Consider the following 26,043-nt stretch of genomic DNA (forward strand, 5'->3'; position numbering starts at 1 on the left):
TCTGTTTGCATATGGAACGTGCATGCGTTGCCACGAGAACGGCCGCTCGCCACGTTGCGCTCCTTGCGAATACGTCAGTATTCGCGGCGTCGCGCGCCTCGCGAGCGGCCGTTCTCGTGGCAACCCCAAATTAAAAAACCATTCCAGGGGAATGCCCGAAATCGCCCGTATGGCGGCGTCGCTCGTCACTTGTCCCCCAAGGGGACTTCCTTCGGGGCGTTTGGCTCGGCCAAACGGCGCTCCTCACTTCTTGCCCTACGAGCGATTTCGGGCATTCGCATGTACGTTCCATATGTAAACAGACCCTAGCTGCGCCGCGTGCCCGTCAATCGGGCCGCGGCCTGGTCAATCGTCAGATGGCGCGCGAGCGGGGCGCCGAGGCCCGCGGCGGCGTCGCGCCGGTAAAGGTCGTAGTGTGCGGGCGCAACCGCGACGAGCGTGTACGTCGCGGGATGCGGCAGCGCGCAGTGGCGCTCGCAGCCGGTCAGGTGCACGTCGACCGGATGGCCGACGCGCGCGGCCAGCGCGAGCGCATCGTGTTTCGTATCGGCGCGCGCCTTCGCGCAGCCCGCGCTGCCGGTGCAGGCAACCAGCGCCGCCAGCGGGTCGGATGTCGTGCACACGAGACCGAGCGACGCGAGCGCATCGAGCACGGCCGGCGCGCGTTCGCGCCGCACGCCATGCACGAACACGCCTTGCCACGGCGTCATCGACAGCGTGGCGTCGCCTTCGGCCTCGGCAAGTGCCGCGAGCCGTTCCAGTTGCGTCGCGTCGAGCCGGCCGAGCACGAACTGCGCGCCGACGCTGCAGCGCGCCGCGTCGAGCGACGGCCGCGCGCCGAAACGCAACGCGGCATCCGCGGGCATGCGCCGCCAGCCGGCCAGTGCGGGATCGGTCTCGAGCGGGAAGGGGGCGTAGTGCCGCGCGCGCTCGCGCAACGCGCGTTCGCCGCCGGTCGCGAGCAACGCGCGCATCCGCGTGACGTCGGCCGGCGCAAGATCGAGGAAGGCGAGCAGCAACGCGCGCACCAGCGCAACGGCCTGCTCCGGCGTAACGTCGAACGAAGCGGGCGAATCGTCGGACGAGACGGGCGGACAGCCGGCCAGGCCCGCGGCGATGCGCAGCGCGCCGTCGCCGCGACGTCGCGCGGCAAGCCAGATATCGTGCGGATGATCGAGCGCCGCGACCGATTCGCCGCCGTCGAGCTGGATCGAGAATTTCGGCGACAGTTCGCCGCGGCGCGGCTCGTGGGTCAGCATGTCGAGCAACGGCAGCGCGAGTGCACGGCTGTCGAGCAGCGCGGCGGGATCGAGCCCGGCGAGCGGGCTGAGCATCAGGTTGCGGACGTCGTCGCTCGCGGCGAGCGCGGCCCGGTCGTCGGTGGCATCGGTGGCATCGGCTGCGCTCGCGCGCGGGCCGAGGCCCGCGTCGAGCAGTGCAGCGGCCAGCGGATCGCCCGCGCCGTCGCGAATGCCGCGCAGCTGGAGATTCGCGCGATTGGTCGCGTCGATCGCACCGGAGCCGTAGCTGCGCGCCGCGGCGGCGATCGCGCGCGCCTGCCGCGCGTCGAGCCGGCCGCCCGGCAGCTTGATCCGGCACAGCCCGCCGTCGGCGGCCGCGACGACGCGCACGAGCCCCGGGCACGCCGACGGGCGCACGACGGGCAACGCAGGAATCGAAACGGGGGCGGAACTCAACGGGATACCGGGGCAGTGTGGCGCCGCGGCCAACGCATCGGTACACCCCGCCCGACGCCGACTGGCACGCACGCACTTTCAGGCCGGCAGGTCTCCTGGCTGACAGGTCGGCGCCGGCTCCCGGCCTTCCCGGTGAAACCAGTGGCATGAGGGGGGAGATCGGCTCGCTGTCTACAGTTGCGGGGGCAGCCACAGCGGCGCGATGCGCGCCCTGTGTTCCCTCTTCGGCCCCGAAGGGCACCGGCGAACGAACGGCCGTAGGATACCCGATTTCACCGGCGCTTCGCGACCGTCGAGCGGGCGCCATGACCGAAGCGAAACGCGGCCCGGCGCGGGCAGTCCCGCAGATGAAACGTGCGGTGGAACACGGTACCATGCCGACTTTCGCAACGCGGACGGCCGCACCGGCGTCTTCACGGCCGGCGTGCGGCGACTCGATGGAATCGGACGATGGGGAAGGGTGCATGACGGCGTGGCTGACGGTAGTGGGCATCGGCGACGACGGTTACGCGGGGCTCGGACGCAGCGCGCGGCGCGCGCTGCTCGACGCCACGCGGATCGTCGGCGCGAAGCGGCACCTCGACATGCTGCCCGCGCGGCTGCGGGCCGCGCGCGAGCCATGGCCGTCGCCGTTCGACGTGTCGGGCCTGCTCGCGCGGCGCGATGCGCCCGTCTGCGTGCTGGCAAGCGGCGACCCGATGCTGTTCGGCGTGGGCGCCACGCTCGCGCGCGAGCTCTCCCCTGACGAATGGCGCGTGCTGCCCGCCCCGTCGTCGCTGTCGCTGGCGGCCGCACGGCTCGGCTGGGCGCTGCAGGACGTCGGCGCGGTGTCGCTCGTCGGCCGGCCGCTCGCGACGCTGGTGCGCCACCTGCTGCCGGGCCGGCGCCTGTTCGTGCTGAGCGCCGACGGCCGCACGCCGGCCACGGTCGCCACCGAACTCACGGCACGCGGCTTCGGCCCGACCCGCATCAGCGTGTTCGAGCATCTCGGCGGGCCGCTCGAGCGGCGTCTCGACGGCCTCGCGCAAGACTGGCCCATCGCAGAAACCGCCGCGCTCAACCTGATCGCGCTCGACTGCCGGGCCGGCCCCGATGCGCCGCGCCGCGCGCTCACGCCCGGCCTGCCCGACGACGCGTACCGCCACGACGGCCAGCTCACCAAGCGCGACATGCGTGCGTTGACGCTCGGGCGCCTCGCGCCCGCACCGGGCGAACTGTTGTGGGACGTCGGCGCGGGCAGCGGCTCGATCGGCATCGAATGGATGCGCGCGCATCCATCGTGCCAGGCGATCGCGATCGAGTCGCATGCGGAGCGTCAACGCTTCATCGAGCACAACCGCGACGCGCTCGGCGTGCCGGGGCTGCAACTCGTCGCGGGGCGCGCGCCCGACGCGCTCGCGGGGCTCGCCGCTCCCGACGCGATCTTCATCGGCGGCGGCGCGAGCGCGCCCGGCGTGCTCGATGCGTGCTGGTCGGCGCTGAAGCCCGGCGGCCGGCTCGTCGCGAATGCGGTCACGCTGCAGGGCGAGCTGGCGCTCGCGGCCTGGCGCGACGCCCATGGCGGCACGCTCACGCGCGTGTCGCTCGCGCATGCCGAGCCGCTCGGCCGCTTCGACACGTGGCGGCAGCCGTTGCCGGTCACGCTGTATGACGGGCGCAAGCCCGATCCCGCGGCAACGGAATTCACGGGCCCCGCGTAATGCGCGACGAAACCCCCGAACGACCGGCGCCGCTGCGGTTCGGCTATACGACCGGCAGTTGCGCAACCGCGACGTCGCTCGCCGCCGCGCGCCTGCTGCTCGCGGGCCACGCGGACGATGCGGTCGAGATCGTGTTGCCGAAGGGGCAGCGCGTGATGATGCGGCTCGAGTTCTGCCGGACCACCGCCGACGGCGCCGAGGCCGGCACCGTCAAGGACGCCGGCGACGATCCGGACGTCACGCACGGTGCGCTGGTGTTCGCGCGCGTCGCGCTGTCCGCCGCGCCCGGCGTGCGTTTTCATGCGGGGCCGGGGGTCGGCACGGTCACGCGCGCGGGGCTCACGCTGCCGGTCGGCGAACCGGCAATCAATCCGGTGCCGCGCCAGATGATGACCACCCATCTCGACGCGCTCGCGGCCGAATATGGTTACGCAGGCGGCTTCGACGTGACGATCGGCGTCGAGGGCGGCGAGGCGCTCGCACTGAAGACGATGAACCCGCGCCTGGGCATCGTCGGCGGATTGTCGATCCTCGGCACGACCGGCATCGTGCGGCCGTTCTCGTGCTCGGCGTACATCGCGTCGATCCACCAGGGCATCGACGTCGCACGCGCGAACGGCGTCGCGCACATCGCCGCGTGCACCGGCAACACGAGCGAGGATGCGATGCGCGCGCACTACGGCCTGCCCGACATGGCGCTGATCGAAATGGGCGATTTCGCGGGCGCGGTGCTCAAGCACCTGCGCCGTGCGCCGGTCGCCCGCCTGTCGATGTGCGGCGGCTTCGGCAAGCTCAGCAAGCTCGCGGCCGGCCATCTCGACCTGCACAGCCGCCATTCGAGCATCGACCTGCCGCTGCTCGCGCAGTGGGCGGCCGAGGCCGGTGCAAGCGATGCGCTGCAGGCCGCGATGCGCGCGGCGAATACCAGCCAGGAAGCGCTGAAGCTCGCGCATGCGGACGGCGTGCCGCTCGGCGACCTCGTCTGTGCGCACGCGCTGCGGGTCGCGCGCGACATCGTGCCGGCATCGGTGGCCGTGGAGATGTTCGCGATCGACCGGCAGGGCCGTTTCGTCGGACGTGCACGATGAGCGTGCGCATCCTGCTCCTCGGCGGCACCGGCGACGCGCTGACGATCGCGCGCGCGCTCGGCCCGCGACACGTCTATAGCCTCGCGGGCCTCGGCAAGGTGCCCGACGACCTGCGCTGCGACGTGCGTGTCGGCGGGTTCGGCGGAGCGGCAGGGCTTGCCGCCTATCTGCGCGGCGCCGGCATCGGTCTCGTGATCGACGCGACGCATCCGTATGCCGCGCAAATCAGCGCGAACGCGGTCGCCGCCGCGCACGACGCGGGCGTGCCGCTGTGGGCGCTGCGCCGCGCGCCGTGGACGCCAGGGCCCGGCGACGACTGGCGGATGGTCGACGACTGGGCCGGGATCGAGGCCGCGCTCGCGCCGTTCCGGCGGCCGCTGTTCACGCTCGGGCGCGAACCGCTGGCGCATCTCGACGAGATCCCGCCCCACCAGTTCTGGCTGGTGCGCTGCCTCGATGCGCATCCCGGCAACGCGCGCGCGCAGATCGTCGCGACGCGCGGGCCGTTCACGCTCGACGGCGAACGCGCGCTGTTCGCGCTTGCGGGCATCGACGTCGTCGTCAGCAAGAACAGCGGCGGCGCCGCGACCGAGGCCAAGCTCGAGGTCGCGCGCGAACGACGGCTGCCGGTCGTGATGCTGCGCCGGCCGCCGCTCCCCGACGCCGATCGCGCGTTCGACTCGGCCGCCGCGCTGCTCGAGGCGCTCGATCCGGCCGCGCGCACGTGATGCCGCGCGACCGGCTGCCCAATGAATGAATGGATGGAGATTTCTGGATGACGGTGTATTTCATCGGCGCGGGCCCTGGCGACCCCGAACTGATCACGGTGAAGGGCCAGCGCCTCGCGCGCACGTGCCCGGTGATCCTGTATGCGGGCTCGCTCGTGCCGCCGGCCGTGCTCGACGGCCATCGCGCGGAGCAGGTCGTCAATACCGCCGAACTCGATCTCGACGCGATCGTCACGCTGCTCGCCGATGCGCATGCGAAAGGGCAGGACGTCGCGCGCGTGCATTCGGGCGATCCGTCGCTGTATGGGGCGATCGGCGAACAGATCCGCCGGCTGAAAACGCTCGGGATTCCGTATGAAATCGTGCCGGGCGTGACGGCCACGGCCGCATGCGCGGCGACGCTCGGCGTCGAGCTGACGCTGCCCGGTGTCGCACAGACGGTGATCCTCACGCGCTTCGCGGGCAAGACGACGATGCCGGAAGGCGAAGCGCTCGGCGCGCTCGCCGCGCACCGCGCGACGCTCGCGATCCATCTCGGCGTGCGCCATCTCGCGCGGATCGTCGACGAAGTGCTGCCGCACTACGGACCCGACTGCCCGGTCGCGGTGATCTATCGCGCGAGCTGGCCCGACGAGGAACGCGTGACCGGCACGCTGGCCGACATCGTCGGCAAGGTGCAGGGCACGCAGATCGAACGCACCGCGCTGATTCTGATCGGGCGCGTGCTCGACGCGGAAGGGTTCGCGGATTCGACGCTGTATGCAAGCGGCAGCTGATTGCGCGTAAGCGAAACGCGATGCGCGCCGAGGCACACTCTCTACGCACGCGCGACGCGCCGCTCAAACTGCGGCGCGAAACCCGCCGCCAGCGCGAACAGCACGACACACAGGCAAGCCATCGCGACCCACGCAGGCGACAGATCCGCGAGATGCTGGCGCACGACGCCCGCCGCGAACGGAAACAGCCCCGCGACCAGATAGCCGACGCCCTGCACGAACCCCGTCAACGATGCCGCATCGGCCGGCGTCGCCGCATGATCGACCGTGACGATCAGCGATAGCGGGAACAGCGCGCCGATGCCCGCACCCAGCAGCAGCGCGGCCGGCAACGCAAGCGCCTGCGGCGCGGCCAGCATCACCAGCAGCCCCGCCAGTAGCAACGCGATCGCCGCGTGCAGCGCCGGCCGGCGATCGGGCAGGCGGTCGATCGTTGCGGAGATCGTCAGCCCCGCGACGACTTCCGCGAGTGTCACGCCGCCGAGCAGGCTGCCGGCCGCGGTCGGCGACCAACCGAGCCGCATGTAGTACGGCGGCAGCCACGCCAGCACGAGCGTGTAGGCGCCCGTCGCGATCCCGAAGAACACCGCGAGCCGCCATGCGCGCGGCGAGCGCGACGGCCGCCCATGCACCGCCGATGCCGAGGTCAAGGCCGATGCCGGCAGCGCCGCGGACGCCGGCGCGTCGCCGCCACGACTGGCCAGCGGCCACGCGAGCGCTGCAAGGGCGGCCGGCAGCGCCCAGCCCGCGAGCGCGACGAGCCAGCCCCAGCGGGCCGCGGCGAACGGCGCGACGACGCTCGCGAGCACCGCGCCGCCCATGATCGACGTCGAATAGACGCCCATCGCGCCGCCGATCCGCGTCGCGAAATGCGTCTTCACGAACCCCGGCAGCAACGCCTGCACCATGGCGATCCCGATGCCCGCGCAGCATGCGCTTGCCAGCAGCACCCACGCGTGCCGCGCGCCGATGCGCGACGCGCAGGCGAACCCGATCAGCACGACGCCGAGCCACACGCCGCCAGCGATCCCCGTCAAGCGTTGCAGCCGCCGAGCGCTCAGCGCGCCCATGCCCATCAGCAGGATCGGGATCGTGGTCAGCAGGCTCGCCGCGCCGTCGCCGATGCCGGTCGCGCGCTGGATCATGTCGAGCAGCGGACCGATCGCGGCCAGCGCCGGCCGCAGGTTCAATCCGACCAGCACGATGGCGGCAAGCCGCCAGCCGGGGGAAATGCAGCGATTCATGGAAGGCCCCTCGATATCGGTGCACGGCCCTGCGTGGGGGGCGCGTGCGTTTTCATGTAAAGTATCTCGACATCAAGATAAATCGTCATTTATCTCGACGTCAAGATAACTGGTGAGCCGAGGAGGGTTAATGGATCGAGCCGCGCATGCGCTCGCGCAATGGCGCGTCGAGCGCCCGTATCTGGATGCGTCGTCGATGCTCGTGATGGGACGGCTGCAGGAGGCCGCGCTCGTGATCGCGCGCGACGGTCTCAATCCGCTGTTCGCGCGCTACGGGTTGCAGCCGGGCGAATTCGACGTGCTGGCGACGCTGCGGCGCAGCGGCGCGCCGTTCGCGCTGACGCCGACCGCGCTGTACGACGCGCTGATGATGTCGTCGGGCGGGATGACCGCACGGATCGACCGGCTGCACAAGGCTGGCTGGGTCGAGCGCCGGCCGAACCCGGCCGACGGCCGCGGCACGCTCGTCGCGCTGACGGATGCCGGCCGCGCGCTGATAGACGAGGCGGTGGTCGCGCACGTCGACAATCAGCGCGCGATGCTGGCCGTGCTGTCGCAGGCGGAGCAGGCGCAGTTGTCGGCGCTGCTGGAAAAGCTGCTGGCGGGATTGGAAGAAGGGAAGCCGACGCCGGGCGAAAAGCAGCGGCGCGGATCGTCACGCTGAACGCGACGCGCGGAAAGCACAAACGCAGGAAAGCAGAAACGCAGGAAAGCAGGAAAGCAGGAAAGCAGGAAAGCAGGAAAGCAGGAAAGCAGGAAAGCAGGAAAGCAGAACGGTAACCAGCAAACCGCCCGCCGCGCGAGGCGGCGGGAAGGACAGGCAGCGGGCCACACCCGGCGCGCCCGCTGCCGCGATCAGCCGCGTGCCGGGATAGTGAGCCCGCGCGCGACGGCCGGACGCGCGACGAAGGCTTCGAGCGCCCGCGCGACGTGGCGGAACTCGCCGAAGCCGACGAGATCGCCCGCTTCGTAGAACCCGACCAGGTTGCGCACCCACGGGAAGATCGAGATATCGGCGATCGTGTACGTATCGCCCATCATCCACTTGCGGTTCGCGAGATGCGCGTCGAGCACGGCGAGCAGGCGCTTCGACTCGGCGGCGTAGCGGTCGCGCGGACGCTTGTCCTCGTAGTCGCGGCCGGCGAACTTGTGGAAGAAGCCGACCTGGCCGAACATCGGGCCGATGCCGCCCATCTGGAACATCACCCACTGGATCGTCTCGTAGCGGCCCGCGGCATCTTTCGGGATCAACTGGCCCGTCTTGTCGGCGAGATAGATCAGGATCGCGCCCGATTCGAACAGCGGCAGCGGCCGGCCGTCGGGGCCATTCGGATCGATGATTGCCGGGATCTTGTTGTTCGGGTTCAGCGACAGGAATTCGGGCGACATCTGGTCGTCCGTGTCGAAGCTCACGAGGTGCGGCTCGTACGGCAGGCCGGTCTCCTCGAGCATGATCGACACCTTGACGCCGTTGGGCGTCGGCAGCGAGTACAGCTGGAGACGGTCGGGATGCTGGGCCGGCCATTTTTTCGTGATCGGGAAGGCGGACAGGTCGGGCATGAAGGTTCGCTCGTCAACGTGGAGGATCCGCGATCCGCCGGCCGGCCGTGCGCCACGGAGCGCCCCCGGCACGGCGGCGGGGACGGGACGAGCGCATCGGCAAGCGGGCGGGCCGCGCCGAAAACGCCCACTGTAGCCGATCCCCGCGATCGCTGCAGACGGCGGCCGCACACCACTTCGTCGTCAGAAGTTGTGCCGCAGCCCGACCATCGCGGCCGTCGTGCCGACCCCGGGCGCGACCGGCTGCCCGTACACCAGCATCTGGTCCATCGTGCCGCGGTTGTTCACGTGGCCGGCCTGCGCATAGACCATCGTCCGCTTCGACAGGCTGTAGTCGGCCGTGAGCACGACGGCCGTCGACCGGTTCGCGGAGCGGTTGCGGTCCTTCAGGTAGTACACGGCGGAGGCGACCTGCAGCGCGGGCGTGAAGCGATAGCCGACACCGGCCGACAGCATGTCGAGGTTCACGCGGTCCGCATGCGCGGGATTCCGGCCGTTGCCATACGACGCCGACACCGAGAAATCGCGGATCGTGTATTTCGCGCCGACGTAGACGAAGCGGTTGTTGTCGACGCCGGTCGGCGCGACACCCGGTGCCGGATTCGTGTCGTGGCCGTTGTAGTAGACGGCCGATGCATTGAGCCCGTAGTTGGAATACCTGAGCACGACCGATTCGCGCGTGCCGCCCTGAAACTGTCCGGCGACGCCGCCGGGTGCGTATTCGAGCGCGAGCGACACGCCCGCGAACGTCGCCGACTGATACACGAGCGCATTGCTGTCGTACAGCGCGCCGATCGCGCCGTTGGTGCTCGTCGCCGGCCAGCCGGCCGCGGTGTTCAGGCCGAGCCAGGCGGTCAGCACGCTGCCGAAGAACTGCGCGTTGCGCACGTCGGTGTCGGCCATCGCGTAGATCATCGGCACGATCTGGCGGCCGGCCGTCACCGTGCCGAACGGCCCCGATACGCCGAGCGACGCAATCTGGTTGAAGATCGCGACGACGCCCGGCGTGTCGCTCAACTGGAGCCGGCCGGTGCCGCTGTCGAACGAACCCTGCAGCTTGAAGTTGACCTTGTAGCCGCCGCCGAGATCCTCGCTGCCCTTGATGCCCCAGAAGCTCGAGTAGATGCCGCCGTCCTTCATCCGGAACACCTTGCCGGTGTTCGGCGCGCTCGGGCTGAACGAAGCGGCCGACGTGCTCTGGTACAGCAGGCCCGTGTCGACCACGCCGTACAACGTGACGGAGGATTGCGCATGCGCGAGCGCCGAACAGCCGGCAAGCGCCGCGAGCGCGGCCAGTTTCGTCTTCATCGAAGTCTCCAGGATCGTAATGGACCCCGCACGGGATCGAGCCCGGGCGGGTAAAGCGAGTGAAACGGGGAAGCATCGAGGCAGGCGGGAAGGCGCGCGAGGCGACGCCGGTGCGAGCCGTGCGGAAAGACTACGCAACGGCGCGCGGCCGCTCCCCCCCATGCGCGGGGGGCAGGGTTGCGGAGAATCTAGAGGGGACTGGCGCCGATGCCGCCGTCAATAGCCGCAGGCGCAACAGCCGGCAACGCCGGCCTACGCAGCGATCAAGGCGCGCTTTCGAGCAACCCGAGCACCAGCGCGCGGCGCACGACGTGCTTGCGCGAGCTGGCGTCGAGCTTGCCGAACAGGTTCTTCAGGTGCCATTTCACGGTTTCCTCGCCGACGGCGAGCGCCACCGCGATCTCCTTGTTCGACAGGCTGCGCGCGAGCAGCTCGAGAATCGCGCGCTCCTTTGGCGTCAGCACGACGCTCGGCACCGCGCGCGGGCTGGCCGTGCTGCGCGGCGCGGGTGGCACGATGCGCGGCTGCGGTTGCGCGGACCTTGCCGGACCGTCGCGCTCGATCGCCTCGTCGCCGATGCGGCGCGCCCAGTCGGCGACGGCCGGATGCGTGTCGGCGAGCGTGCGCGTGAGGCCGAACATGTCCGCGAGGTTCATCGCCTCGTCGAGCCGCGCGCGGCCGTCGTGCCCCGACTGTTCGAGCGCGAACGCGCCGAGCGCCATGATCTCGATGCGCGCGCCCCCCATGCTCATCTCCCGGGCCAGCACGGCCGCTTCGTCGAGCGCCGCGCACGCATCGTCCCAGCGGCGCGCGGCAAGCGCGGCGCCCGCATGCGCGATCGCCTGCAGCAGCACGACGGGGCGCCGCCACAGCGGGCCGTGCGACGGAAACTCGGCCGCGGCGATCGCATCGATCCGTTCGACGAGCGCATGACAGGTCGCCTCGCGATAACGCGCCGCGTGAATGCGCACCTGCTCGGCGAGACTCGCCACCGACAGCCGCGGCAGCCGGCGCGCGACGCCCATCGCGTCGAGCGCCTCGAGCAGGTCGATCGCCCGATGCTCGACGCCGCGCAGCAGCGCGATGCGCGCGGCCGTCCGATAGCCGAGCAGCACGGTGTCGGGTGTGCCCGCATGCTCGAGCACGTCGAGCCGGTTCGCGAGCAGCGCGGCGGCCTGATCGACGCGATCGGCCTCGTATGCGATCGCCGCGCACATCGCCGCGAGCATGCAGGTCAGCGGATGGCGGCGCCCGAGGTCGGCTTCCGCGCGCGCGAGTGCCGGCGACAACGCGTCGTCCGCGAGCCGGATCTGGCCTTCGCACAGGTAGCTCAGGCCGGTGATCAGCTCGCCCCAGCGCGCGACGTAGCCGAAGCCGGCAGCCGTCCCGCCGCGCGGCGCGGCCTGCTGGTAGCGGCGCGCCTGCGCCGGCTCGCCGACGATGATCGCGCGTGCCGACAGGCGGTTCGCATGCATCTGCGCGAGCCACGTCGCCGCGGGCGGCGTGAAGTCGGCCCACGGCTCGAACAGCTCGACGAAACGGTCGATTTCGTCCGCGTAATAGGCCGCCGCGCTGAGGATCAGCGCACATTCGTAGCGCATCGCGGCCGGCGTGCCGGCGTCGGCGAGGATGCCGGCGATCTGGCGCTGCGCCTCGACGTGACGCTCGCCGAGCGCCAGCGCCCAGGCGACCGCGATCCGCAGCGTCGGACGCTTGTCGAGTTCCGCATCGGGCAGCAGCGCGAGCCAGTCGAGCACGTCGTTGATTCGGCCCTGCTTGATCGCATCCTCGAGGCAGCGCTGCGCGAGCGCGTACGCGGTCTCGACCTGGCCGGCCGCATACGCATGGCGCGCGGCTTCCTCCGTCATCCCGTGCGCATCGAGCCACGCGGCCGCGCGTCCATGCAGCGCGCTGCGCGCCGCGGCCGGGCCCGCCGCCAGGCGGTCGCGCAGCGTATCGCGCACGAGCGGATGCAGCCGGCACCAGTCGGAGTCATCCGACGCGATGAACAGCGGCGTATCGCGCGCGAGCCGCGCGAGCCGGTCGGGCGCATCCGCATCGTCGAGCAGCGCGGCGCACAGCGACGGATGCAGGCGGTCGGCGATGCTCGTGCGCGTCAGGAACGCGGTGTCGTCGGCGGACAGGTTCGCGAGCAGCAGCTCGACGAGCCGGTCGCGGGTGCCGTCCATGCGCGCGGCGAGCGCGTCGACGGCCTGGCGCGGATCGGCCGACCGCGCCATCGCGGCCATCGCGAGCTGCAACCCGAGCGGCCAGCCGTCGACGCGCTCGAACAGCCGCGCGCACGCATCGGCGTCGACCCGCTGCGCGAAGCGCGCACCGACCAGCGCGATCGTCTCGTCGAGCGTGAAGCGCAGCCACTCGGGGCCCGCGAGCGTGCATTGCCCGCCGGCGAGCAGGTCGCCGGCCGCGCGATCGAGCCCGCGCCGGCCCGCGACGATCACACGCAGGTTCTGTGGCGCGTTGTGCAGCACATAGGTCAGCGCGTCGAGGCCGGCGGCCGGCAGCCGCTCCGCGTCGTCGACGATCAACAGCGCGTCGATCGACAGTTGCGCGACTTCCGCCAGCCACGCGGTCAACCCCTCCAGCGCGCGCGCCGCGCCGCCCGCAATCAGGCGCCCGAAGCCGGGCCGCGCGCAACCGGTGCGCACCGCCTGCACGAGCCCCTGCAGCAGGCGCGGCGCGTCGTCGCGCTCGTCGGCGGACAGCCACACGACCGCGCGGCCGAGCGCGAGCGATTCGCGGCGCCATTGCGCGAGCAGCGACGTCTTGCCGTAGCCGGCCGGCGCCTGCACGAGCATCACGGGCCGGGCGTCGAACGCCGGCGCGGCGAGGCTCAGCCGCGCACGCGCGAGCAACTGCGCCGGCACGCGCGGCGCGGTCGTCTTCAGCACGAGTTCGGTGGGGGGCGCGTCGGCGCGATCGGGTGGGTGGGCCATCGGGGCAGCAGTGGGATTCCGGCGATGCCGTGCGGGCCAGCGTCCGGGGTGGGCGTGGGGGGAAGGATCGGTCGAACCGCGCTCGCGCGTCAATCCCCCCCACGACGAGTGGGGCCGCGCCGCGGCGCGGTCGATAGCATGGGTTCCGAAGCGTGACGAACGCAACTGAATGAATGCAATTTACCCCTGCAACGAGGAGCGGACCATGAACATCGTATCGACCGGCGCGCGACCCAGCGTGCCGAGCGCCGGATAAGCGGAGCGACACGATGTATCGCCATCTGCTCGTGACGGTCGACGGCGTGCCCGGCGGCATCGACGCGATCGGCCATGCGCTCGAACTGGCGCGTGCGGTCGGCGCGCGGGTCACGTTCGTGCTGTCGGGCGCCGTGCCCGACTCGCGTTTATCCGGAGCGCGGATGCCGCGACACGATGCGAAAGTGGAAGCCGCCGCGCGGGCGCAGGGCCTGTCCCATGCGATCGCGGGGGCCGGCCAACCGGGGGCCACCCACCCGGCGGCCGGCGACACGTCGCCCGCCACGCTCGCCGCCGAGCTCGGCTGCGACCTGATCGGCGTGGCGGCGCTGCCGCTCGACGCCGATGCCGCGGCAGCCGCGCAACGGCGGGGTCTGCTCGCGACCAGCAGCGTGCCGGTGCTCGTGTGCCCGGCGCGGCACGGGCCGGCCGAGGCGCGCGTGATGGCCCGCTGTCTCGCCGCGCATCGTGCGCTCGGCGAGCGGTTGGGGGCGCTGATGATGGCGAGCGAAGGCCCCGACGCTGCCGAGCACCCGACGGCCGACACGGGAGGCACGCTGGCCGCGCTGGAATCGCTCGCGGCGCTGCAGAACGCACGCTTCGGCACCTGCGCCGAAGCCCGTCTCTGCGCGGCATTGCGCATGCGGGCGCAGAGCACCGCGGCCGAACTCGACGAGCTCGATCGCCAGCGGCGCCGCGATGCGCACGCGCTCGACGCGCTGGCGCGGCTTGCCGCCGACGGGTTGCCGTCGAGCGCGTTCGATACCGCGCTCGCCGTCTATGCGCGTGGCGCATTCGAGCAGATGGGACGCATGGAAGGCGTGATTTTCCCGGCCGCGCGGCGCTATCTGGTCGACGCCGACTGGAACGAACTGGACGCGCCCCCGGCGAGCGGCGCAAGCGCGACGCCACCGGGCGCGGACGAACCCGACGATGCGTGACACGCATCCGACTGAATACCTACGGAGAACAACATGGCACATGCAGTGCGATTCCACGAAACCGGCGGCCCCGACGTGCTGCGCTGGGAAGAAGTCGACGTCGGCGATCCGGGCCCCGGCCAGGTGCGCCTGCGGCACGAGGCGGTCGGCCTGAACTTCGCCGACACGTATTTCCGCAGCGGCCTGTATCCGGTTGCGCTGCCGGCCGGCATCGGCGTCGAGGCGGCCGGCGTGGTCGAGGCCGTCGGTCCCGGCGTGACGAACGTCGCCGTGGGCGACCGCGTGACCTACACCGGCTTCCTGAACACGCTCGGCGCGTACAGCACCGAGCGGCTGATCGCGGCCGCGCCCCTCGTCCGGCTGCCGGCCGGCATCGCATGCGAAACGGCCGCGGCGATGACGATGCGCGGGCTCACGTCGGCCTACCTGCTGCGCCGCATCCATGCGTTCGCGCCGGGCGACACGATCCTGCTGCATGCGGCAGCGGGCGGCGTCGGGCTGATCGTGTCGCAATGGGCGAAGCTGCTCGGGCTCACGGTGATCGGCACCGTGTCGAGCGAACACAAGGCGGCAGTCGCCCGTGCGCACGGCTGCGACCACACGATCGACTACAGCCGCGAGGATGTCGCGAAACGCGTGCGCGAACTGACCGGCGGCGCCGGCGTCGACGTCGTGTTCGACAGCGTCGGCAAGGACACCTTCGAAGGCTCGCTCGATTCGCTGAAGCGGCGCGGGCTGATGGTCTGCGTCGGCACCGCATCGGGCCCGATCCCGCCGTTCGATCCGCAGCGCCTCGCGATGAAGGGCTCGCTGTACCTGACGCGCCCGGCGCTGGCCGACTACATCGCCGATCCGGCCGAGAAGAACGACCTGGCCGGCGAACTGTTCGCGCACGTCGCGGCCGGCCGCATCCGGATCGGGATCAACCAGCGCTATGCGTTGCAGGACGCGGCGCAGGCGCACCGCGACCTCGAGTCGCGCAAGACGACCGGCTCGTCGGTATTCATCGTCTGAGGAGACGCGCATGCGAGTCGAACCCCTGACCTGTGCGATCGGCGCGGAACTGCTGGACGTGAGCCTCGCCGACGCCGTGCACGACGACGGCCTGTTCGCCGAAATCCGCACGCAGTTGCTGCGCCATCGCGTGCTGTTCCTGCGTGACCAGGACATCACGCGTGCCGAGCATGTCGCGTTCGCGCGCCGCTTCGGCGAACTCGAGGATCACCCGGTCGCCGGCAGCGACCCCGAGCATCCGGGGCTCGTGCGGATCTACAAGTCGCCCGACCAGCCGAACGACCGCTACGAGAATGCGTGGCACAGCGATGCGAGCTGGCGCGTGGCGCCGCCGTTCGGCTGTGTGCTGCGCTGCATCGACGGTCCGCCGGTTGGCGGCGACACGATGTGGGCGAACATGGTGCTCGCGTACGAGAACCTGCCGGACCACGTGAAGCAGCAGATCGCGGACTTGCGCGCACGCCACAGCATCGAGGCGAGCTTCGGCGCGGCGATGCCGATCGACAAGCGCCTCGCGTTGAAGGCGCAGTATCCGGATGCCGAGCATCCGGTCGTGCGCACGCATCCCGAAACGGGCGAGAAGGTGCTGTACGTGAATGCGTTCACGACACATTTCACCAACTTCCACACACCGGGGCGCGTGCGCTTCGGGCAGGACGCGAACCCCGGCGCCGGCCAGCTGCTGCACTACCTGATCAGCCAGGCGGCGATCCCCGAATACCAGGTGCGCTGGCGCTGGAAGAAGAACAGCGTCGCGATCTGGGACAACCGCGCCACCCAGCATTACGCAGTAATGGACTACCCGCCGTGCGTGCGGCGGATGGAGCGCGCGGGCATCGTCGGCGACGTGCCGTTTTGAGCACGCGCGCACCGTAACCGATCCGCAACCGATACAACGCGCCGGGCTCGCCGCCCGGCACGGCGGGATACGCACGCCCGTACACCCGAAACACAACGATTTCCACTGGAGGACGACATGCAATTTTTCGACGATTCGCTGCACCCGGAAAACCAGGACAAGGTAGTCATCACGGTCGCGCCGTACGGCCCCGAATGGATGCCCGCCGATTTTCCGGAAGACATTCCGGTGACGATGGACGAGCACGTGCAGAAGGCCGTCGACTGCTACAACGCGGGCGCGACGGTGCTGCACATGCATGTGCGCGAACTCGACGGCCACGGCAGCAAGCGGCTGTCGAAGTTCAACGAACTGCTCGGCCGGCTGCGCGAGGCGGTGCCCGACATGATCCTGCAGGTCGGCGGCTCGATCTCGTTCGCACCGGAAGGCGAGGGCGCCGATGCGAAATGGCTGTCCGACGACACGCGCCACATGCTCGCCGAGCTGACGCCGAAGCCCGACCAGGTGACGGTCGCGATCAACACCGTGCAGATGAACATCACCGAGCTGATGAACCGCCAGGACATCGCCGGCACGTCGCTGAACGAACCCGCGCTGTGGGACGCGTACCGCGAGATGACGGTGCCGGCCGGCCCCGGCTGGGTCGACGAACACCTGCGCCGGCTGCAGGCGGCCGGCATCCAGCCGCATTTCCAGCTCACCGGCATGCATGCGCTCGAGACGCTCGAACGGATCATCCGCCGCGGCGTCTATCGCGGCCCGCTGAACGTCACGTGGGTCGGCATCGGTGGCGGCTTCGACGGCCCCAATCCGTACAACTTCATGGAATTCGTGCGGCGTTGCCCGGACGGCGCGTGCATCACGTTCGAATCGCTGATGAAGAACGTGCTGCCGATCAACACCGTCGCGATGGCGCTGGGCCTGCATCCGCGCTGCGGGATCGAGGACACGATCATCGACCAGAAGGGCAACCGGATGACGTCGGTGCAGCAGGTCGAGCAGTGCGTGCGGATTGCGCGCGAACTCGGCCGCGACATCGCGACCGGCAAGGAGGCGAAGGCGATCTACAAGATCGGTGTGCAGTACGACGGCATCGACGAGACGCTCGCGCAGCTCGGGATGGCGCCGAACCGCCGGCCGGGCCAGGCGAGCGTGCCGCTGCGCGCGGCCTGACGCGCCGCGCATCCGGGCGGCCTGCGAACGCCGCCCGCCGATCGATGTGGCGCGGCACCCACCCTCGCGCCGGGCGCGAGGCAAGCTCCGCTTGACGGAGCGGGGCCGCGCAAGCCGCGCCGGCGCGTTGCCGCACCGGTGCCGGAGGAGACACGCATGCTGATTCATCACGTCGAGCCGTCGCTGCAGGAGGCGGCCGCCACCGGCCGGCGCGCACCGGCCTATGCCTGGCTCGTGTTCGGGCTGACCGTCGGCCTGCTGCTGTCGGACTACATGTCGCGGCAGGTGCTCAACGCCGTGTTTCCGCTGCTCAAGCATGCGTGGGGGTTGTCGGACACGCAGCTCGGCTCGCTGTCCGGCGTCGTCGCACTGCTGGTCGGGCTGCTGACGTTTCCGTTGTCGGTGCTCGCCGACCGCTTCGGGCGCGTGCGCAGCATCGTGCTGATGGCCGCGCTGTGGAGCGTCGCGACGCTCGGCTGCGCGCTGTCCACCAATTACGCCGAAATGCTCGTCGCGCGCGGCCTCGTCGGGCTCGGCGAAGCCGCGTACGGCAGCGTCGGCGTTGCACTGATCCTCAGCATCTTTCCGGCCCGCCTGCGCGCGACGCTGACCGGCGCGTTCATGGCCGGCGGCGCATTCGGCTCCGTGTTCGGGATGGCGCTCGGCGGGCTGGTCGGCGCGCATCTCGGCTGGCGCTGGTCGTTCGGCGTGATGGCCGCGCTCGGCATCGTGCTTCTTGTCGCGTACCGCGGCGTCGTCACCGAACGGCGGCTCGCGGCGTGCCGCGTCGAACCGTGCCGGCCCCATCCCGATGCGCCGCGCGACCTGCGCGGCAGCGCGCGCGTGCTGATGTCGGGGCTGTTCGCGTCGCGTTCGGTGATCTGCGCGTATGTCGGCAGCGGGCTGCACCTGTTCGTGCCCGGCGCGCTGTTCGCGTGGCTGCCGAGCTACCTGAACCGCTATTACGCGATGGCGCCCGACCGCGCCGCCGTGCTCGCAGCCGGCTTCGTGCTGCTGTCGGGCGTCGGGATGGTCGGCTGCGGGATCGTCACCGATCGCGTCGGGCGTGCCGACGGCGCGAACAAATGGCTGACCGCGATCGCGTATTGCGTGCTGACGGGCGTGTGCCTCGCGATCGCGTTCCGGCTGCCGCCCGGTCCGCTGCAGCTCGCGCTGATCTGCGCGGGCATGCTGGTCGGCGCGGGGGCGTCCGGCGCCTCGGGCGCGATGGTCGCGAACCTGACGCCGGCCGCGATCCATGCGTCGGCGTTCGCGACGCTCACGCTCGCCAACAACCTGCTCGGCATGGCGCCGGGCCCGCTGCTGACGGGGTGGGTCGCCGATCGCGCCGGTCTCGTCGGCGCACTGCAATGGATTCCCGCCGTGCCGCTGGCGGCCGCCGTGCTGTTCGCGATCGGACGCGCGAGCTACTCGGCCGATATCGCGCGCGTCGAACGCGAACGGCGCGCATCCCGTCTTTCCTGAACCTTCCTGAACCGAACCCTCCCGGAGACTGCATGACCCTCGCGACCGCACCCACCATCCTGATCGTGCCCGGCTTGCGCGATCACGTCGAAGACCACTGGCAGACGCATCTGCAACGACGCCTGCCGAACGCGCGCGCCGTCGCGCCGCTCGAAGCCGACAAGCTGAGCCGAGCCGCGCGCGTCGCGGCGCTCGATGCGGCGCTGGCCGCGATCGACGGCCCCGTGATTCTCGTCGCGCACAGCGCGGGCGTGATGATCGTCGTGCATTGGGCGCTGCAGGCCACGCGTGCGATCGACGGCGCGCTGCTCGCCGCGCCGGCCGATCTCGATACGCCGATGCCCGCAGGCTATCCGGCGCCCGATGCGATCGACGCGCATGGCTGGACGCCGGTGCCGACCCAGCCGCTGCCGTTTCCGAGCATCGTAGCCGCGAGCCGCAACGATCCGCTTGCGCGCTTCGAACGCGCCGAGGCGTTCGCGGCGGGGTGGGGCAGCAAGCTCGTCGATCTCGGCGAGGTCGGCCACCTGAACCCAGCGTCGGGATATGGCGAGTGGCATGACGCGGAGCGGCTGATCGGGGAGGTGATCGCGCTCCGTGCGGCCTGAGCGGCCTGAGCGCGCACAACGCATCGCAACACGGCGCGCGGGATTTCATGCCTGCGCGTCCCCGTGAACCGATTCCATTTCAGCGTCGATTGATATACGACGTCCTAACACGCAGCTTGTCCGTTGCACCGTCGCGCCGCGAAATCGGTCAATCAGCCAATCGTTGGCGAACGGAAGGTTTTTGTCAGGGAAAGTCCCGCCCCGCGCCGCTCGGTTTTTTGTTGACCGACATCGTATAACGCCGTCATGATTCCCCGAAAGAAAGGTCCCATCCACCGACCGAAGCGAGGAGACATGAACACCACCACGATCGCGCGCCGTGTCCGCCGGATCACCCTGGCGCTGGGCCTGACGCTGTCGGCCGCGGCTGCCGTCGCGGCCCCCGTGTCGCTGAATGTCGTCGACGTCGCGGGTAACCTGCAGCTCACGCGGGGTGCCATCGAGGCGTTCAGGGAGAAGAACCCGAATCTCGTGTCGAACGTCACGTTCACGAACGCGCCCGCGCCGCAACTGCCGGGCAAGATCAAGGCGATGCAGGCGGCGGGGCGCTCCGACATCGACCTCGTGCTGACGGGCACCGACGCGCTGGCCGCCGGCATCGAGCAGAACCTGTGGATGAAGCTGCTGCCCGACAACGCGGGCGCCTTCCCCGGCGTGCTCGACAAGTACGCGCCCGGCCCGCGCAAGATGCAGGATGTCGCGCAGGGCTTCGGCCTCGAAGTCACCTACATGCCGGCCGGCCCGCTGCTCGAATACAACCCGGCGAAGGTCAGCGATCCGCCGAAGACGCCCGCCCAACTGCTCGCGTGGTGCAAGGCGCATCCGAACAAGCTGATCTACGCGCGCCCGGCGAACTCGGGCCCCGGCCGCACGTTCCTGATGGGGCTGCCGTACGTGCTGGGCGACAAGAATCCGCAGGATCCGATCAACGGCTGGGACAAGACCTGGGCGTTCCTGAAGCAACTCAACGACTGCGTCCCGTATTACCCGGGCGGCACGTCGGCCGTGATGAAGGAGCTCGGCGAGGGCACGCGCGACATGACCGTGACCGTCACCGGCTGGGACCTCAACCCGCGCGCGCTCGGCATCGTGCCGGCCGACTTCCGGATCCAGGCGTTCGACGACATGACGTGGGTCAACGACGCGCACTACATGGTGATCCCGAAGGGCGTGCCGAAGGAGAAGCTCGACGTGCTGTTCAAACTGATGAACTTCCTGCTCGAACCGGCGCAGCAGGCGATGACCTACGACGACGGCTACTTCTATCCGGGCCCGGCGGTGAAGGGCGTGACGCTCGAGATGGCGCCCGCGCACAGCCAGGAGGTGATCAGGAAGTTCGGCCGCCCCGAGTACGCGAAGCTGCTCGCGGATCGTCCGCACGTGCAGCCGCTCAATGCGCAGGCGATGGTCGCCGCGTTCCAGAAGTGGGACCGCGAGATCGGTTCGCAGAAGTCGAAATGACGCATGAACCCGCGGGCGCTGCGGCGCCCGCGCCGACGGAGTTCGCGTAATGAAGCACAGTTTCGAACGGTTGCGGCTCGACGGCGTGTGTCGCAGCTTCACCAATGCGGAGGGGGCGCAGGTCGCCGCACTGGACGGGCTCGATCTCGACATCCGGCGCGGCGAGTTCATCGCGCTGCTCGGCCCGTCGGGCTGCGGCAAGTCGACCGCGCTGAACTGCATCGCCGGGCTGCAGCCGCTCACGCGCGGCGGCATCTGGCTCGACGACACGCGCATCGACGTGCTGCCGCCCGAGCGCCGCGGCTTCGGGATGGTGTTCCAGAACTACGCTCTGTTTCCGCACATGTCGGTGCTCGACAACGTCGGCTTCGGGCTGAAGATGCGCGGCGTGCCGAAGCAGGAAACGCGGCGGCGCGCGCAGCAGGCGCTCGAACTCGTGCAGCTCGTCGGCCACGAGGGCAAGCTGCCCGGGCAGCTGTCGGGCGGGCAGCAGCAGCGCGTCGCGATCGCGCGCGCGATCGTCATCGAGCCGCCGCTGGTGCTGATGGACGAGCCGCTGTCGAACCTCGACACGAAGCTGCGCATCGAGATGCGCGCCGAGATCCGCCGCATCCACACGCAGCTCGAACGCGCGACGATCTACGTGACGCACGACCAGGACGAGGCGCTGTCGATGGCCGACCGGATCGTCGTGATGAAGGAGGGCGTCGTGCAGCAGGTCGCGTCGCCGAAGGACGTGTACACGCGCCCGCACAACCTGCACGTCGCGCGCTTCATGGGATATCGCAACGTGCTGCCGTGTACGCTCGAAGGGATGGCCGGCGACTACGTGAACGTCGCCGCCGCCGGCGTGCGCATCACCGGCGTGCCGATGGTCGGCTTCGACGGCAAGGACGTCGTGGTCGCGCTGCGTCCCGACGACATCGAGCGTGCGGAAGCCGGCGCCGACAACGCGTTCGATGCGACCGTCGAAACGGTCGAGTATGGCGGCCGCGATTCGCTGATCCGTGCGATCACGCCGTTCGGCTCGATCTGGGCGCGGGTCGCCGGCGAATTCGTGGAAGGCGAGCGGTTGCGGCTGCGGGTGGCGCCGGCCCGCACGCTCGTCTATGCGGGAGACGTGCAATGAACGGCCGCTGCGCCGCGTGCGCGGCAGCGCGCCAGCGGGAGGCCGCATGAGCACGCTCGCGACCGGCGGCACGCCGCGCGACGCGAAGGCGTGGCTCGTCACGCCCGCGCTCGCGTTCATCGTCGCGCTGTTCATCTATCCGTTCGCCTATGGCCTCGTGCTGTCGTTCCAGCCGATGAACGGCGGCGGCGCGCTCGCGAACTACGTGCAGTTCTTCACCGACATCGCGATGTGGCCGACCGTGCTCGTCACGCTGAAGCTCGCGGTGCCGGCGACGCTGATCAACGTCGGCATCTCGGTGCCGGTCGCGTTCGCGCTGCGCCGCAACTCGCCGTACCAGAAGTTCGTCACCACGCTGCTCGTGATTCCGGTCACGCTCGGCACGGTGCTCGTCGCCGACGGGATGCTCACCTACTTCGGCCCGAACGGCTGGTTCCCGCAAGCGCTGCAGGGGCTGCACCTGTACACGGACGAAGTGCGCCTCACGCACAACTACTGGGGCGTGCTGCTGTCGCTGATCGTGTCGGGCTTTCCGTTCGCGTTCCTGCTGATGCTGTCGTACATCAGCGGCATCGACCCGACGCTCGCGCGCGCCGCGGCCACGCTGGGCGCGAACCCGTGGCAGCAGTTCCGGCAGATCTACCTGCCGCTGCTCGTGCCGGGGCTCACGATGGCCGCGTGCCTGTCGTTCGTGCAGGCGTTCTCGGTGTTCCCGTCGGCCGTGCTGCTCGGTGCGCCGGCTGGGCCGACGCGCGTGATCTCGATCGCGGCCGCCGAAGCCGCGTTCGAGAGCTACGACTATTCGCTCGCGTCGGCGATCGCGATCGTGATGGGCTTCGTGCAGTTGCTGGTGGTCGCGTCGATGCTCGGCGCGCGCCGCTTCTTCTATACGGGGCCGGTGACTGGGGGCAAGGGCTGATGGCGACCGACAATCATGCCGCGCCGGCCTGGCCGCCGAAGCAGGACGCGCCCGATGCCCGCCCCGTCAACGCGAGGACACCGCAGAAGATGAGAAGCAACCTCGCCGGCCGGGCATGGAAAGCCCTCGTGTGGGGGCTGATGGCGTTCTTCCTGCTGAACGTGATGCTGCTGATCGCGACCGTCGCGGTGAACTCGGTCGCGACGCGCTGGTTCGGCACGCCGCTGCCGCAGGGCTTCACGCTGCACTGGTACGCGAAGGCGTGGGAAGACTTCCAGCTCGCGAGCGTGCTGTGGGTGACGGTCGAAGTCGTCGGCGCGGTCGTGCTGCTGTCGGTCGCGCTCGGCGTGCCGGCCGCCTATGCGCTCGCGCGTGTGCAGTTCCGCGGCAAGCGCTTCGCGCTGCTGGTGTTTCTGCTGCCGCTGATGGTGCCGCCCGTCACCTACGGGATCCCGATGGCGACCGTGATGTACAAGGTCGGGCTCGCCGGCACGCTGCCGGGCGTGATCCTCGCGAACCTCGTGCCGGCGCTGCCGTTCGTGATCCTCGTGATGACGCCGTTCATCGAGCAGATCGACCCGAATCTCGAGGCCGCCGCGCGCATCTTCGGCGCGAACACGTGGCGCTATTTTCGCTACGTGCTGCTGCCGCTGCTGGTGCCCGGCATGCTCGCGGCCGCGCTGCTCGTGCTCGTGCGCACGATCGGGATGTTCGAGCTGACGTTCTTCACCGCCGGCCCGAGCACGCAGACGCTCGTCGTCGCGCTGTATTACGCGGTGTTCTCGACCGGCGTGCGCGCGCCGCAGTCGATCGACGCGATGGCGATGATCTACATGGCCATCACGTTGATATGGGTCGTGATCGCGCTGCAGTTCGTGAGCCCGACGCAGCTCGTCAGCCGCGTGAAGCAGGAGCGGCAGTAAGCGCGAAGAAAAGCGGCGGGGTGGTGACGCGGGCGCGCCGTGCCGTGCAGGCCGTCCGTGCTTGCGCAAGCCTGCGTGCAATTCGTTACAAATGGATACCGCGAACGACGCGCCGACGTTGCAGACTACGCAGCGTACCGGCCCGGCGATGCGTTCACTGGCATCGCCGCATGCCGCCCGACGCTCACCCGATCCACGGAGTTCCATGAAGTTTCCCACGCTGCTGACGCTCGGCTGTGCCGCCACGCTGCTGGCCGCCTGCAACCTGCTTCACGACGGTCCCGGATCGAGCGACGTCGACGCCGCAGTGCGTCGCGCGCTCGAAGCGGAAAACCACGGCGGCCTGAATGCGCTGTTCGGCCAGCCGCTGCCCGTGTCGGCCGACGTGATTTCCGCGAAGCCCGACGGCGACTGCAGGAAGGTCCGCGAACGCACCTACACGTGCGATGTCGTGGTCACGTGGCGCAACAACGATTACGCGCCGTCGCGGGCGAACCTGACCTTCGTGCAGGCCGCCGATGGGTCGTGGCAGACCTCGGGCGTCGACGCCGCCATCGCGACCGGCGCCGCCAAATCGCTGATCGACAAGATCGGCAAGGCATGGCCCGGCAACGCGGCCAGCGGCGCATCGGCGCCGCAGTAAGTTGTCCATCTCGCCGCTTCGCATCTTCTCGAACCTTCTCCCGAATTTTCCGATTCGCCGGCACGACGGGCCCCGGCCCGCTCGAACCGATTCCGGCAACAACGCCCCGCATTGACGACCATATCGAAATTCCGCCAGCGTAATCCCGGCGCCGCCGCGGCCCCCTCACGCCGCATTGCTGCGGTGCACGGTCCGACGTGAACGGTGTCGTTCGCTCCTCGCCTTGCAGTCCTAAGGGATGCAACCTATATATATGACTAATTGACGCGTACCACGGCAGCGGCGCGGCGCACCATCACATCGACAAAACCGGGTGCCGAAGGGGAACCCAGCATGGACGAGAGCGTGTCTGTCGCACGGATGTGTTCGGGTACCTCGTCTTCGAACGTGTTGCACAGGCTTGCCCGTCACGGCTACCGACGCACGCTTGCGCTAATCGCGTGCTGCGCCGCGATGGCTGGGCCCGCCACGTGCATCGCGGCGGAGCCCGGCGTGAGCGACGACACGATCCGCCTGGGCATGGTCAACGCGCAGTCGGGCAATTCCGCCGGGCTCGGACGCGGTCTGCTGATGGGTGCGCAGGCCGTGTTCGACGATGTAAACGCGCGCGGCGGCGTGCACGGCCGGAAGATCGAGCTCGTGGTCGCCGACGATCGCTACGAGCCCGAGCGGACCGTCGACGACACGCTGGAGATGATCGAGCGGCGCAACGTGTTGGCGCTGTTCGGCTATGTGGGCACACCGACGACCACCGCGGTGCTGCCGATCATCCGGGACGCCGGCATTCCGCTCGTCGGCACGTTCAGCGGCGCGATGGCGCTGCGCAGGCCGGTCACGCCGGAGGTATTCAACATCCGCGCGAGCTACGAAGACGAAACGCGCGCGCTGGTCGAGCGTTTGCTCGCGCACGACCACGCCAAGCGTTTCGCGGTGTTCTACCAGGACGACGGCTTCGGGCTCGCGGTGCTGGCGGGCACGCGGCTCGCGCTGCAGCGCCATGGCCTCGACGTCGTCGCGACGGGAACGTTTCGCCGCGGCACCACAGCCGTCGACACCGGCCTGGCGGCCGTGCTCGAAGGGCGGCCGGACGTCGTCATCATGGTCGGCCCGTATACGCCGGTCGCCGCATTCATTCGCGCGGCGCACCGCGAAGGGCTGAACGCGCGGCTCGCGGCGGTGTCGTTCGTCGGCACCGACGACTTGCTGCGCCTGCTCGGCGAAGAAGGAAACGGCACGCTGATCTCGCAGGTCGTGCCGCTTCCGCAGAGCGAGCGCCCCGTCATCCGCGACTGCGTCCGGCTGATCGAGCAACGCTTTCCGGGCGAACGGGCAGGTGTGGTGCACATCGAGGGCTGCCTCGACGCGAAGATCGCGCTGATCGGGCTGGAGCGCGCGGGCCCGGCGCCGACCCGCGCGACGCTGAAGCAGGCGCTCGAATCGATCCGGCATGTCGACCTGGGCGGCCTGGTGGCCGACCTGAATGCCGACGATCATCAGGCGTTCGACGACGTGTTCCTCACCGAAATCGCACACGGCCGCGTCACGCCGCTCGACGCACCGGCCAGATAACCGGCC

Annotated in this window: 22 protein-coding genes and 1 riboswitch; of the genes, 17 read left to right on the plus strand and 5 right to left on the minus strand. The window is 70.2% G+C overall.

Annotated features, from left to right (window positions below):
- Window positions 1-305: 305 nt before the first annotated feature.
- Window positions 306-1,658 carry a precorrin-3B synthase gene (gene cobG, locus LMA02_RS08360; protein ID WP_324251294.1) on the minus strand — a complete coding sequence of 451 codons (1,353 nt, stop codon included), beginning with the start codon at window positions 1,656-1,658 and terminating at the stop codon, window positions 306-308.
- Between the two features lie 106 nt (window positions 1,659-1,764).
- Window positions 1,765-1,957: riboswitch (cobalamin riboswitch) on the minus strand.
- 204 nt (window positions 1,958-2,161) lie between these two features.
- On the opposite strand from cobG, the gene cbiE reads away from it, so the two are divergent.
- From cbiE to cobM, 4 genes are read left to right on the plus strand one after another with little or no spacing between them, the layout of a single operon-like run.
- Entirely contained in the window at window positions 2,162-3,397 is a 1,236-nt protein-coding gene (gene cbiE / locus LMA02_RS08365) for a precorrin-6y C5,15-methyltransferase (decarboxylating) subunit CbiE (RefSeq protein ID WP_228904174.1), read from the plus strand.
- Window positions 3,397-4,485, plus strand: a complete 1,089-nt coding sequence (locus tag LMA02_RS08370; RefSeq protein ID WP_228904176.1) for a cobalt-precorrin-5B (C(1))-methyltransferase — start codon at window positions 3,397-3,399, stop codon at window positions 4,483-4,485. The genes cbiE and LMA02_RS08370 overlap by 1 nt, the downstream gene beginning before the upstream one ends.
- Entirely contained in the window at window positions 4,482-5,213 is a 732-nt protein-coding gene (locus LMA02_RS08375; protein WP_228904178.1) for a cobalt-precorrin-6A reductase, read from the plus strand. The genes LMA02_RS08370 and LMA02_RS08375 overlap by 4 nt, the downstream gene beginning before the upstream one ends.
- A gap of 47 nt (window positions 5,214-5,260) precedes the next feature.
- Window positions 5,261-5,989, plus strand: coding sequence for a precorrin-4 C(11)-methyltransferase (gene cobM / locus LMA02_RS08380; protein ID WP_228904180.1), 729 nt, complete (start codon window positions 5,261-5,263; stop codon window positions 5,987-5,989).
- 41 nt (window positions 5,990-6,030) lie between these two features.
- On the opposite strand, the gene LMA02_RS08385 is transcribed toward cobM, so the two are convergent.
- Window positions 6,031-7,233 (minus strand): MFS transporter, encoded by a 1,203-nt coding sequence (locus tag LMA02_RS08385; RefSeq protein WP_228904182.1) that lies wholly within the window; start codon window positions 7,231-7,233, stop codon window positions 6,031-6,033.
- A 130-nt stretch (window positions 7,234-7,363) separates the two neighbouring features.
- Between LMA02_RS08385 and LMA02_RS08390 the strand changes: the two genes are divergently transcribed.
- Complete coding sequence (locus LMA02_RS08390) at window positions 7,364-7,897, plus strand: MarR family winged helix-turn-helix transcriptional regulator (RefSeq protein ID WP_228904184.1); 534 nt, start codon at window positions 7,364-7,366, stop codon at window positions 7,895-7,897.
- Window positions 7,898-8,088: 191 nt separating this feature from the next.
- Here the strand turns inward: LMA02_RS08390 and LMA02_RS08395 are convergent, their stop codons facing one another.
- The 3 genes from LMA02_RS08395 to LMA02_RS08405 all read right to left on the minus strand — a co-directional run bounded on the left by LMA02_RS08395 (window position 8,089) and on the right by LMA02_RS08405 (window position 13,058).
- Window positions 8,089-8,793 carry a glutathione S-transferase N-terminal domain-containing protein gene (locus tag LMA02_RS08395; RefSeq protein ID WP_228904185.1) on the minus strand — a complete coding sequence of 235 codons (705 nt, stop codon included), beginning with the start codon at window positions 8,791-8,793 and terminating at the stop codon, window positions 8,089-8,091.
- 183 nt (window positions 8,794-8,976) lie between these two features.
- Entirely contained in the window at window positions 8,977-10,101 is a 1,125-nt protein-coding gene (locus tag LMA02_RS08400; protein WP_228904187.1) for a porin, read from the minus strand.
- 263 nt (window positions 10,102-10,364) lie between these two features.
- Complete coding sequence (locus LMA02_RS08405) at window positions 10,365-13,058, minus strand: LuxR C-terminal-related transcriptional regulator (RefSeq protein ID WP_228904190.1); 2,694 nt, start codon at window positions 13,056-13,058, stop codon at window positions 10,365-10,367.
- A 269-nt stretch (window positions 13,059-13,327) separates the two neighbouring features.
- On the opposite strand from LMA02_RS08405, the gene LMA02_RS08410 reads away from it, so the two are divergent.
- From LMA02_RS08410 to LMA02_RS08465, 12 genes are all read left to right on the plus strand, one after another.
- A complete protein-coding gene (locus tag LMA02_RS08410) occupies window positions 13,328-14,254 on the plus strand; it encodes a universal stress protein (RefSeq protein WP_228904194.1) in 927 nt (308 codons plus the stop codon).
- Window positions 14,255-14,287: 33 nt separating this feature from the next.
- A complete protein-coding gene (locus tag LMA02_RS08415; protein WP_228904197.1) occupies window positions 14,288-15,268 on the plus strand; it encodes a quinone oxidoreductase family protein in 981 nt (326 codons plus the stop codon).
- A 10-nt stretch (window positions 15,269-15,278) separates the two neighbouring features.
- Window positions 15,279-16,127: a TauD/TfdA dioxygenase family protein gene (locus tag LMA02_RS08420; RefSeq protein ID WP_105834409.1), complete on the plus strand. Its 849-nt coding sequence runs from the start codon at window positions 15,279-15,281 to the stop codon at window positions 16,125-16,127.
- Between the two features lie 117 nt (window positions 16,128-16,244).
- Entirely contained in the window at window positions 16,245-17,300 is a 1,056-nt protein-coding gene (locus tag LMA02_RS08425) for a 3-keto-5-aminohexanoate cleavage protein (RefSeq protein ID WP_228904201.1), read from the plus strand.
- Between the two features lie 156 nt (window positions 17,301-17,456).
- On the plus strand, window positions 17,457-18,785 hold the full coding sequence (locus tag LMA02_RS08430; RefSeq protein ID WP_228904205.1) for an MFS transporter: 1,329 nt from the start codon (window positions 17,457-17,459) through the stop codon (window positions 18,783-18,785).
- Between the two features lie 32 nt (window positions 18,786-18,817).
- Entirely contained in the window at window positions 18,818-19,393 is a 576-nt protein-coding gene (locus LMA02_RS08435; protein WP_228904210.1) for an RBBP9/YdeN family alpha/beta hydrolase, read from the plus strand.
- Between the two features lie 294 nt (window positions 19,394-19,687).
- Entirely contained in the window at window positions 19,688-20,854 is a 1,167-nt protein-coding gene (locus LMA02_RS08440; RefSeq protein ID WP_228904211.1) for an ABC transporter substrate-binding protein, read from the plus strand.
- Window positions 20,855-20,903: 49 nt separating this feature from the next.
- Window positions 20,904-21,983, plus strand: a complete 1,080-nt coding sequence (locus LMA02_RS08445) for an ABC transporter ATP-binding protein (protein WP_228904213.1) — start codon at window positions 20,904-20,906, stop codon at window positions 21,981-21,983.
- Window positions 21,984-22,029: 46 nt separating this feature from the next.
- On the plus strand, window positions 22,030-22,902 hold the full coding sequence (locus LMA02_RS08450) for an ABC transporter permease (protein ID WP_228904214.1): 873 nt from the start codon (window positions 22,030-22,032) through the stop codon (window positions 22,900-22,902).
- Window positions 22,902-23,825 (plus strand): ABC transporter permease, encoded by a 924-nt coding sequence (locus LMA02_RS08455; RefSeq protein WP_228904216.1) that lies wholly within the window; start codon window positions 22,902-22,904, stop codon window positions 23,823-23,825. Before LMA02_RS08450 ends, LMA02_RS08455 begins: the two co-directional genes overlap by 1 nt.
- Before the next feature lie 205 nt (window positions 23,826-24,030).
- A complete protein-coding gene (locus tag LMA02_RS08460) occupies window positions 24,031-24,468 on the plus strand; it encodes a hypothetical protein (protein ID WP_166723583.1) in 438 nt (145 codons plus the stop codon).
- Window positions 24,469-24,960: 492 nt separating this feature from the next.
- Window positions 24,961-26,037, plus strand: coding sequence for an ABC transporter substrate-binding protein (locus LMA02_RS08465; protein WP_228904218.1), 1,077 nt, complete (start codon window positions 24,961-24,963; stop codon window positions 26,035-26,037).
- The last annotated feature ends 6 nt before the right edge of the window (window positions 26,038-26,043 follow it).

Source organism: Burkholderia sp. B21-005 (assembly GCF_020843965.1).
Lineage (GTDB): Bacteria > Pseudomonadota > Gammaproteobacteria > Burkholderiales > Burkholderiaceae > Burkholderia > Burkholderia ambifaria.

Bases quoted from the DNA above. Each gene is read 5' to 3' on its own strand.
- cbiE (WP_228904174.1), top strand. From the start codon at position 2,162: ATGACGGCGTGGCTGACGGTAGTGGGCATCGGCGACGACGGTTACGCG.
- LMA02_RS08370 (WP_228904176.1), top strand. From the start codon at position 3,397: ATGCGCGACGAAACCCCCGAACGACCGGCGCCGCTGCGGTTCGGCTAT.
- LMA02_RS08375 (WP_228904178.1), top strand. From the start codon at position 4,482: ATGAGCGTGCGCATCCTGCTCCTCGGCGGCACCGGCGACGCGCTGACG.
- cobM (WP_228904180.1), top strand. From the start codon at position 5,261: ATGACGGTGTATTTCATCGGCGCGGGCCCTGGCGACCCCGAACTGATC.
- LMA02_RS08385 (WP_228904182.1), bottom strand. From the start codon at position 7,233: ATGAATCGCTGCATTTCCCCCGGCTGGCGGCTTGCCGCCATCGTGCTG.
- LMA02_RS08390 (WP_228904184.1), top strand. From the start codon at position 7,364: ATGGATCGAGCCGCGCATGCGCTCGCGCAATGGCGCGTCGAGCGCCCG.
- LMA02_RS08395 (WP_228904185.1), bottom strand. From the start codon at position 8,793: ATGCCCGACCTGTCCGCCTTCCCGATCACGAAAAAATGGCCGGCCCAG.
- LMA02_RS08400 (WP_228904187.1), bottom strand. From the start codon at position 10,101: ATGAAGACGAAACTGGCCGCGCTCGCGGCGCTTGCCGGCTGTTCGGCG.
- LMA02_RS08405 (WP_228904190.1), bottom strand. From the start codon at position 13,058: ATGGCCCACCCACCCGATCGCGCCGACGCGCCCCCCACCGAACTCGTG.
- LMA02_RS08410 (WP_228904194.1), top strand. From the start codon at position 13,328: ATGTATCGCCATCTGCTCGTGACGGTCGACGGCGTGCCCGGCGGCATC.
- LMA02_RS08415 (WP_228904197.1), top strand. From the start codon at position 14,288: ATGGCACATGCAGTGCGATTCCACGAAACCGGCGGCCCCGACGTGCTG.
- LMA02_RS08420 (WP_105834409.1), top strand. From the start codon at position 15,279: ATGCGAGTCGAACCCCTGACCTGTGCGATCGGCGCGGAACTGCTGGAC.
- LMA02_RS08425 (WP_228904201.1), top strand. From the start codon at position 16,245: ATGCAATTTTTCGACGATTCGCTGCACCCGGAAAACCAGGACAAGGTA.
- LMA02_RS08430 (WP_228904205.1), top strand. From the start codon at position 17,457: ATGCTGATTCATCACGTCGAGCCGTCGCTGCAGGAGGCGGCCGCCACC.
- LMA02_RS08435 (WP_228904210.1), top strand. From the start codon at position 18,818: ATGACCCTCGCGACCGCACCCACCATCCTGATCGTGCCCGGCTTGCGC.
- LMA02_RS08440 (WP_228904211.1), top strand. From the start codon at position 19,688: ATGAACACCACCACGATCGCGCGCCGTGTCCGCCGGATCACCCTGGCG.
- LMA02_RS08445 (WP_228904213.1), top strand. From the start codon at position 20,904: ATGAAGCACAGTTTCGAACGGTTGCGGCTCGACGGCGTGTGTCGCAGC.
- LMA02_RS08450 (WP_228904214.1), top strand. From the start codon at position 22,030: ATGAGCACGCTCGCGACCGGCGGCACGCCGCGCGACGCGAAGGCGTGG.
- LMA02_RS08455 (WP_228904216.1), top strand. From the start codon at position 22,902: ATGGCGACCGACAATCATGCCGCGCCGGCCTGGCCGCCGAAGCAGGAC.
- LMA02_RS08460 (WP_166723583.1), top strand. From the start codon at position 24,031: ATGAAGTTTCCCACGCTGCTGACGCTCGGCTGTGCCGCCACGCTGCTG.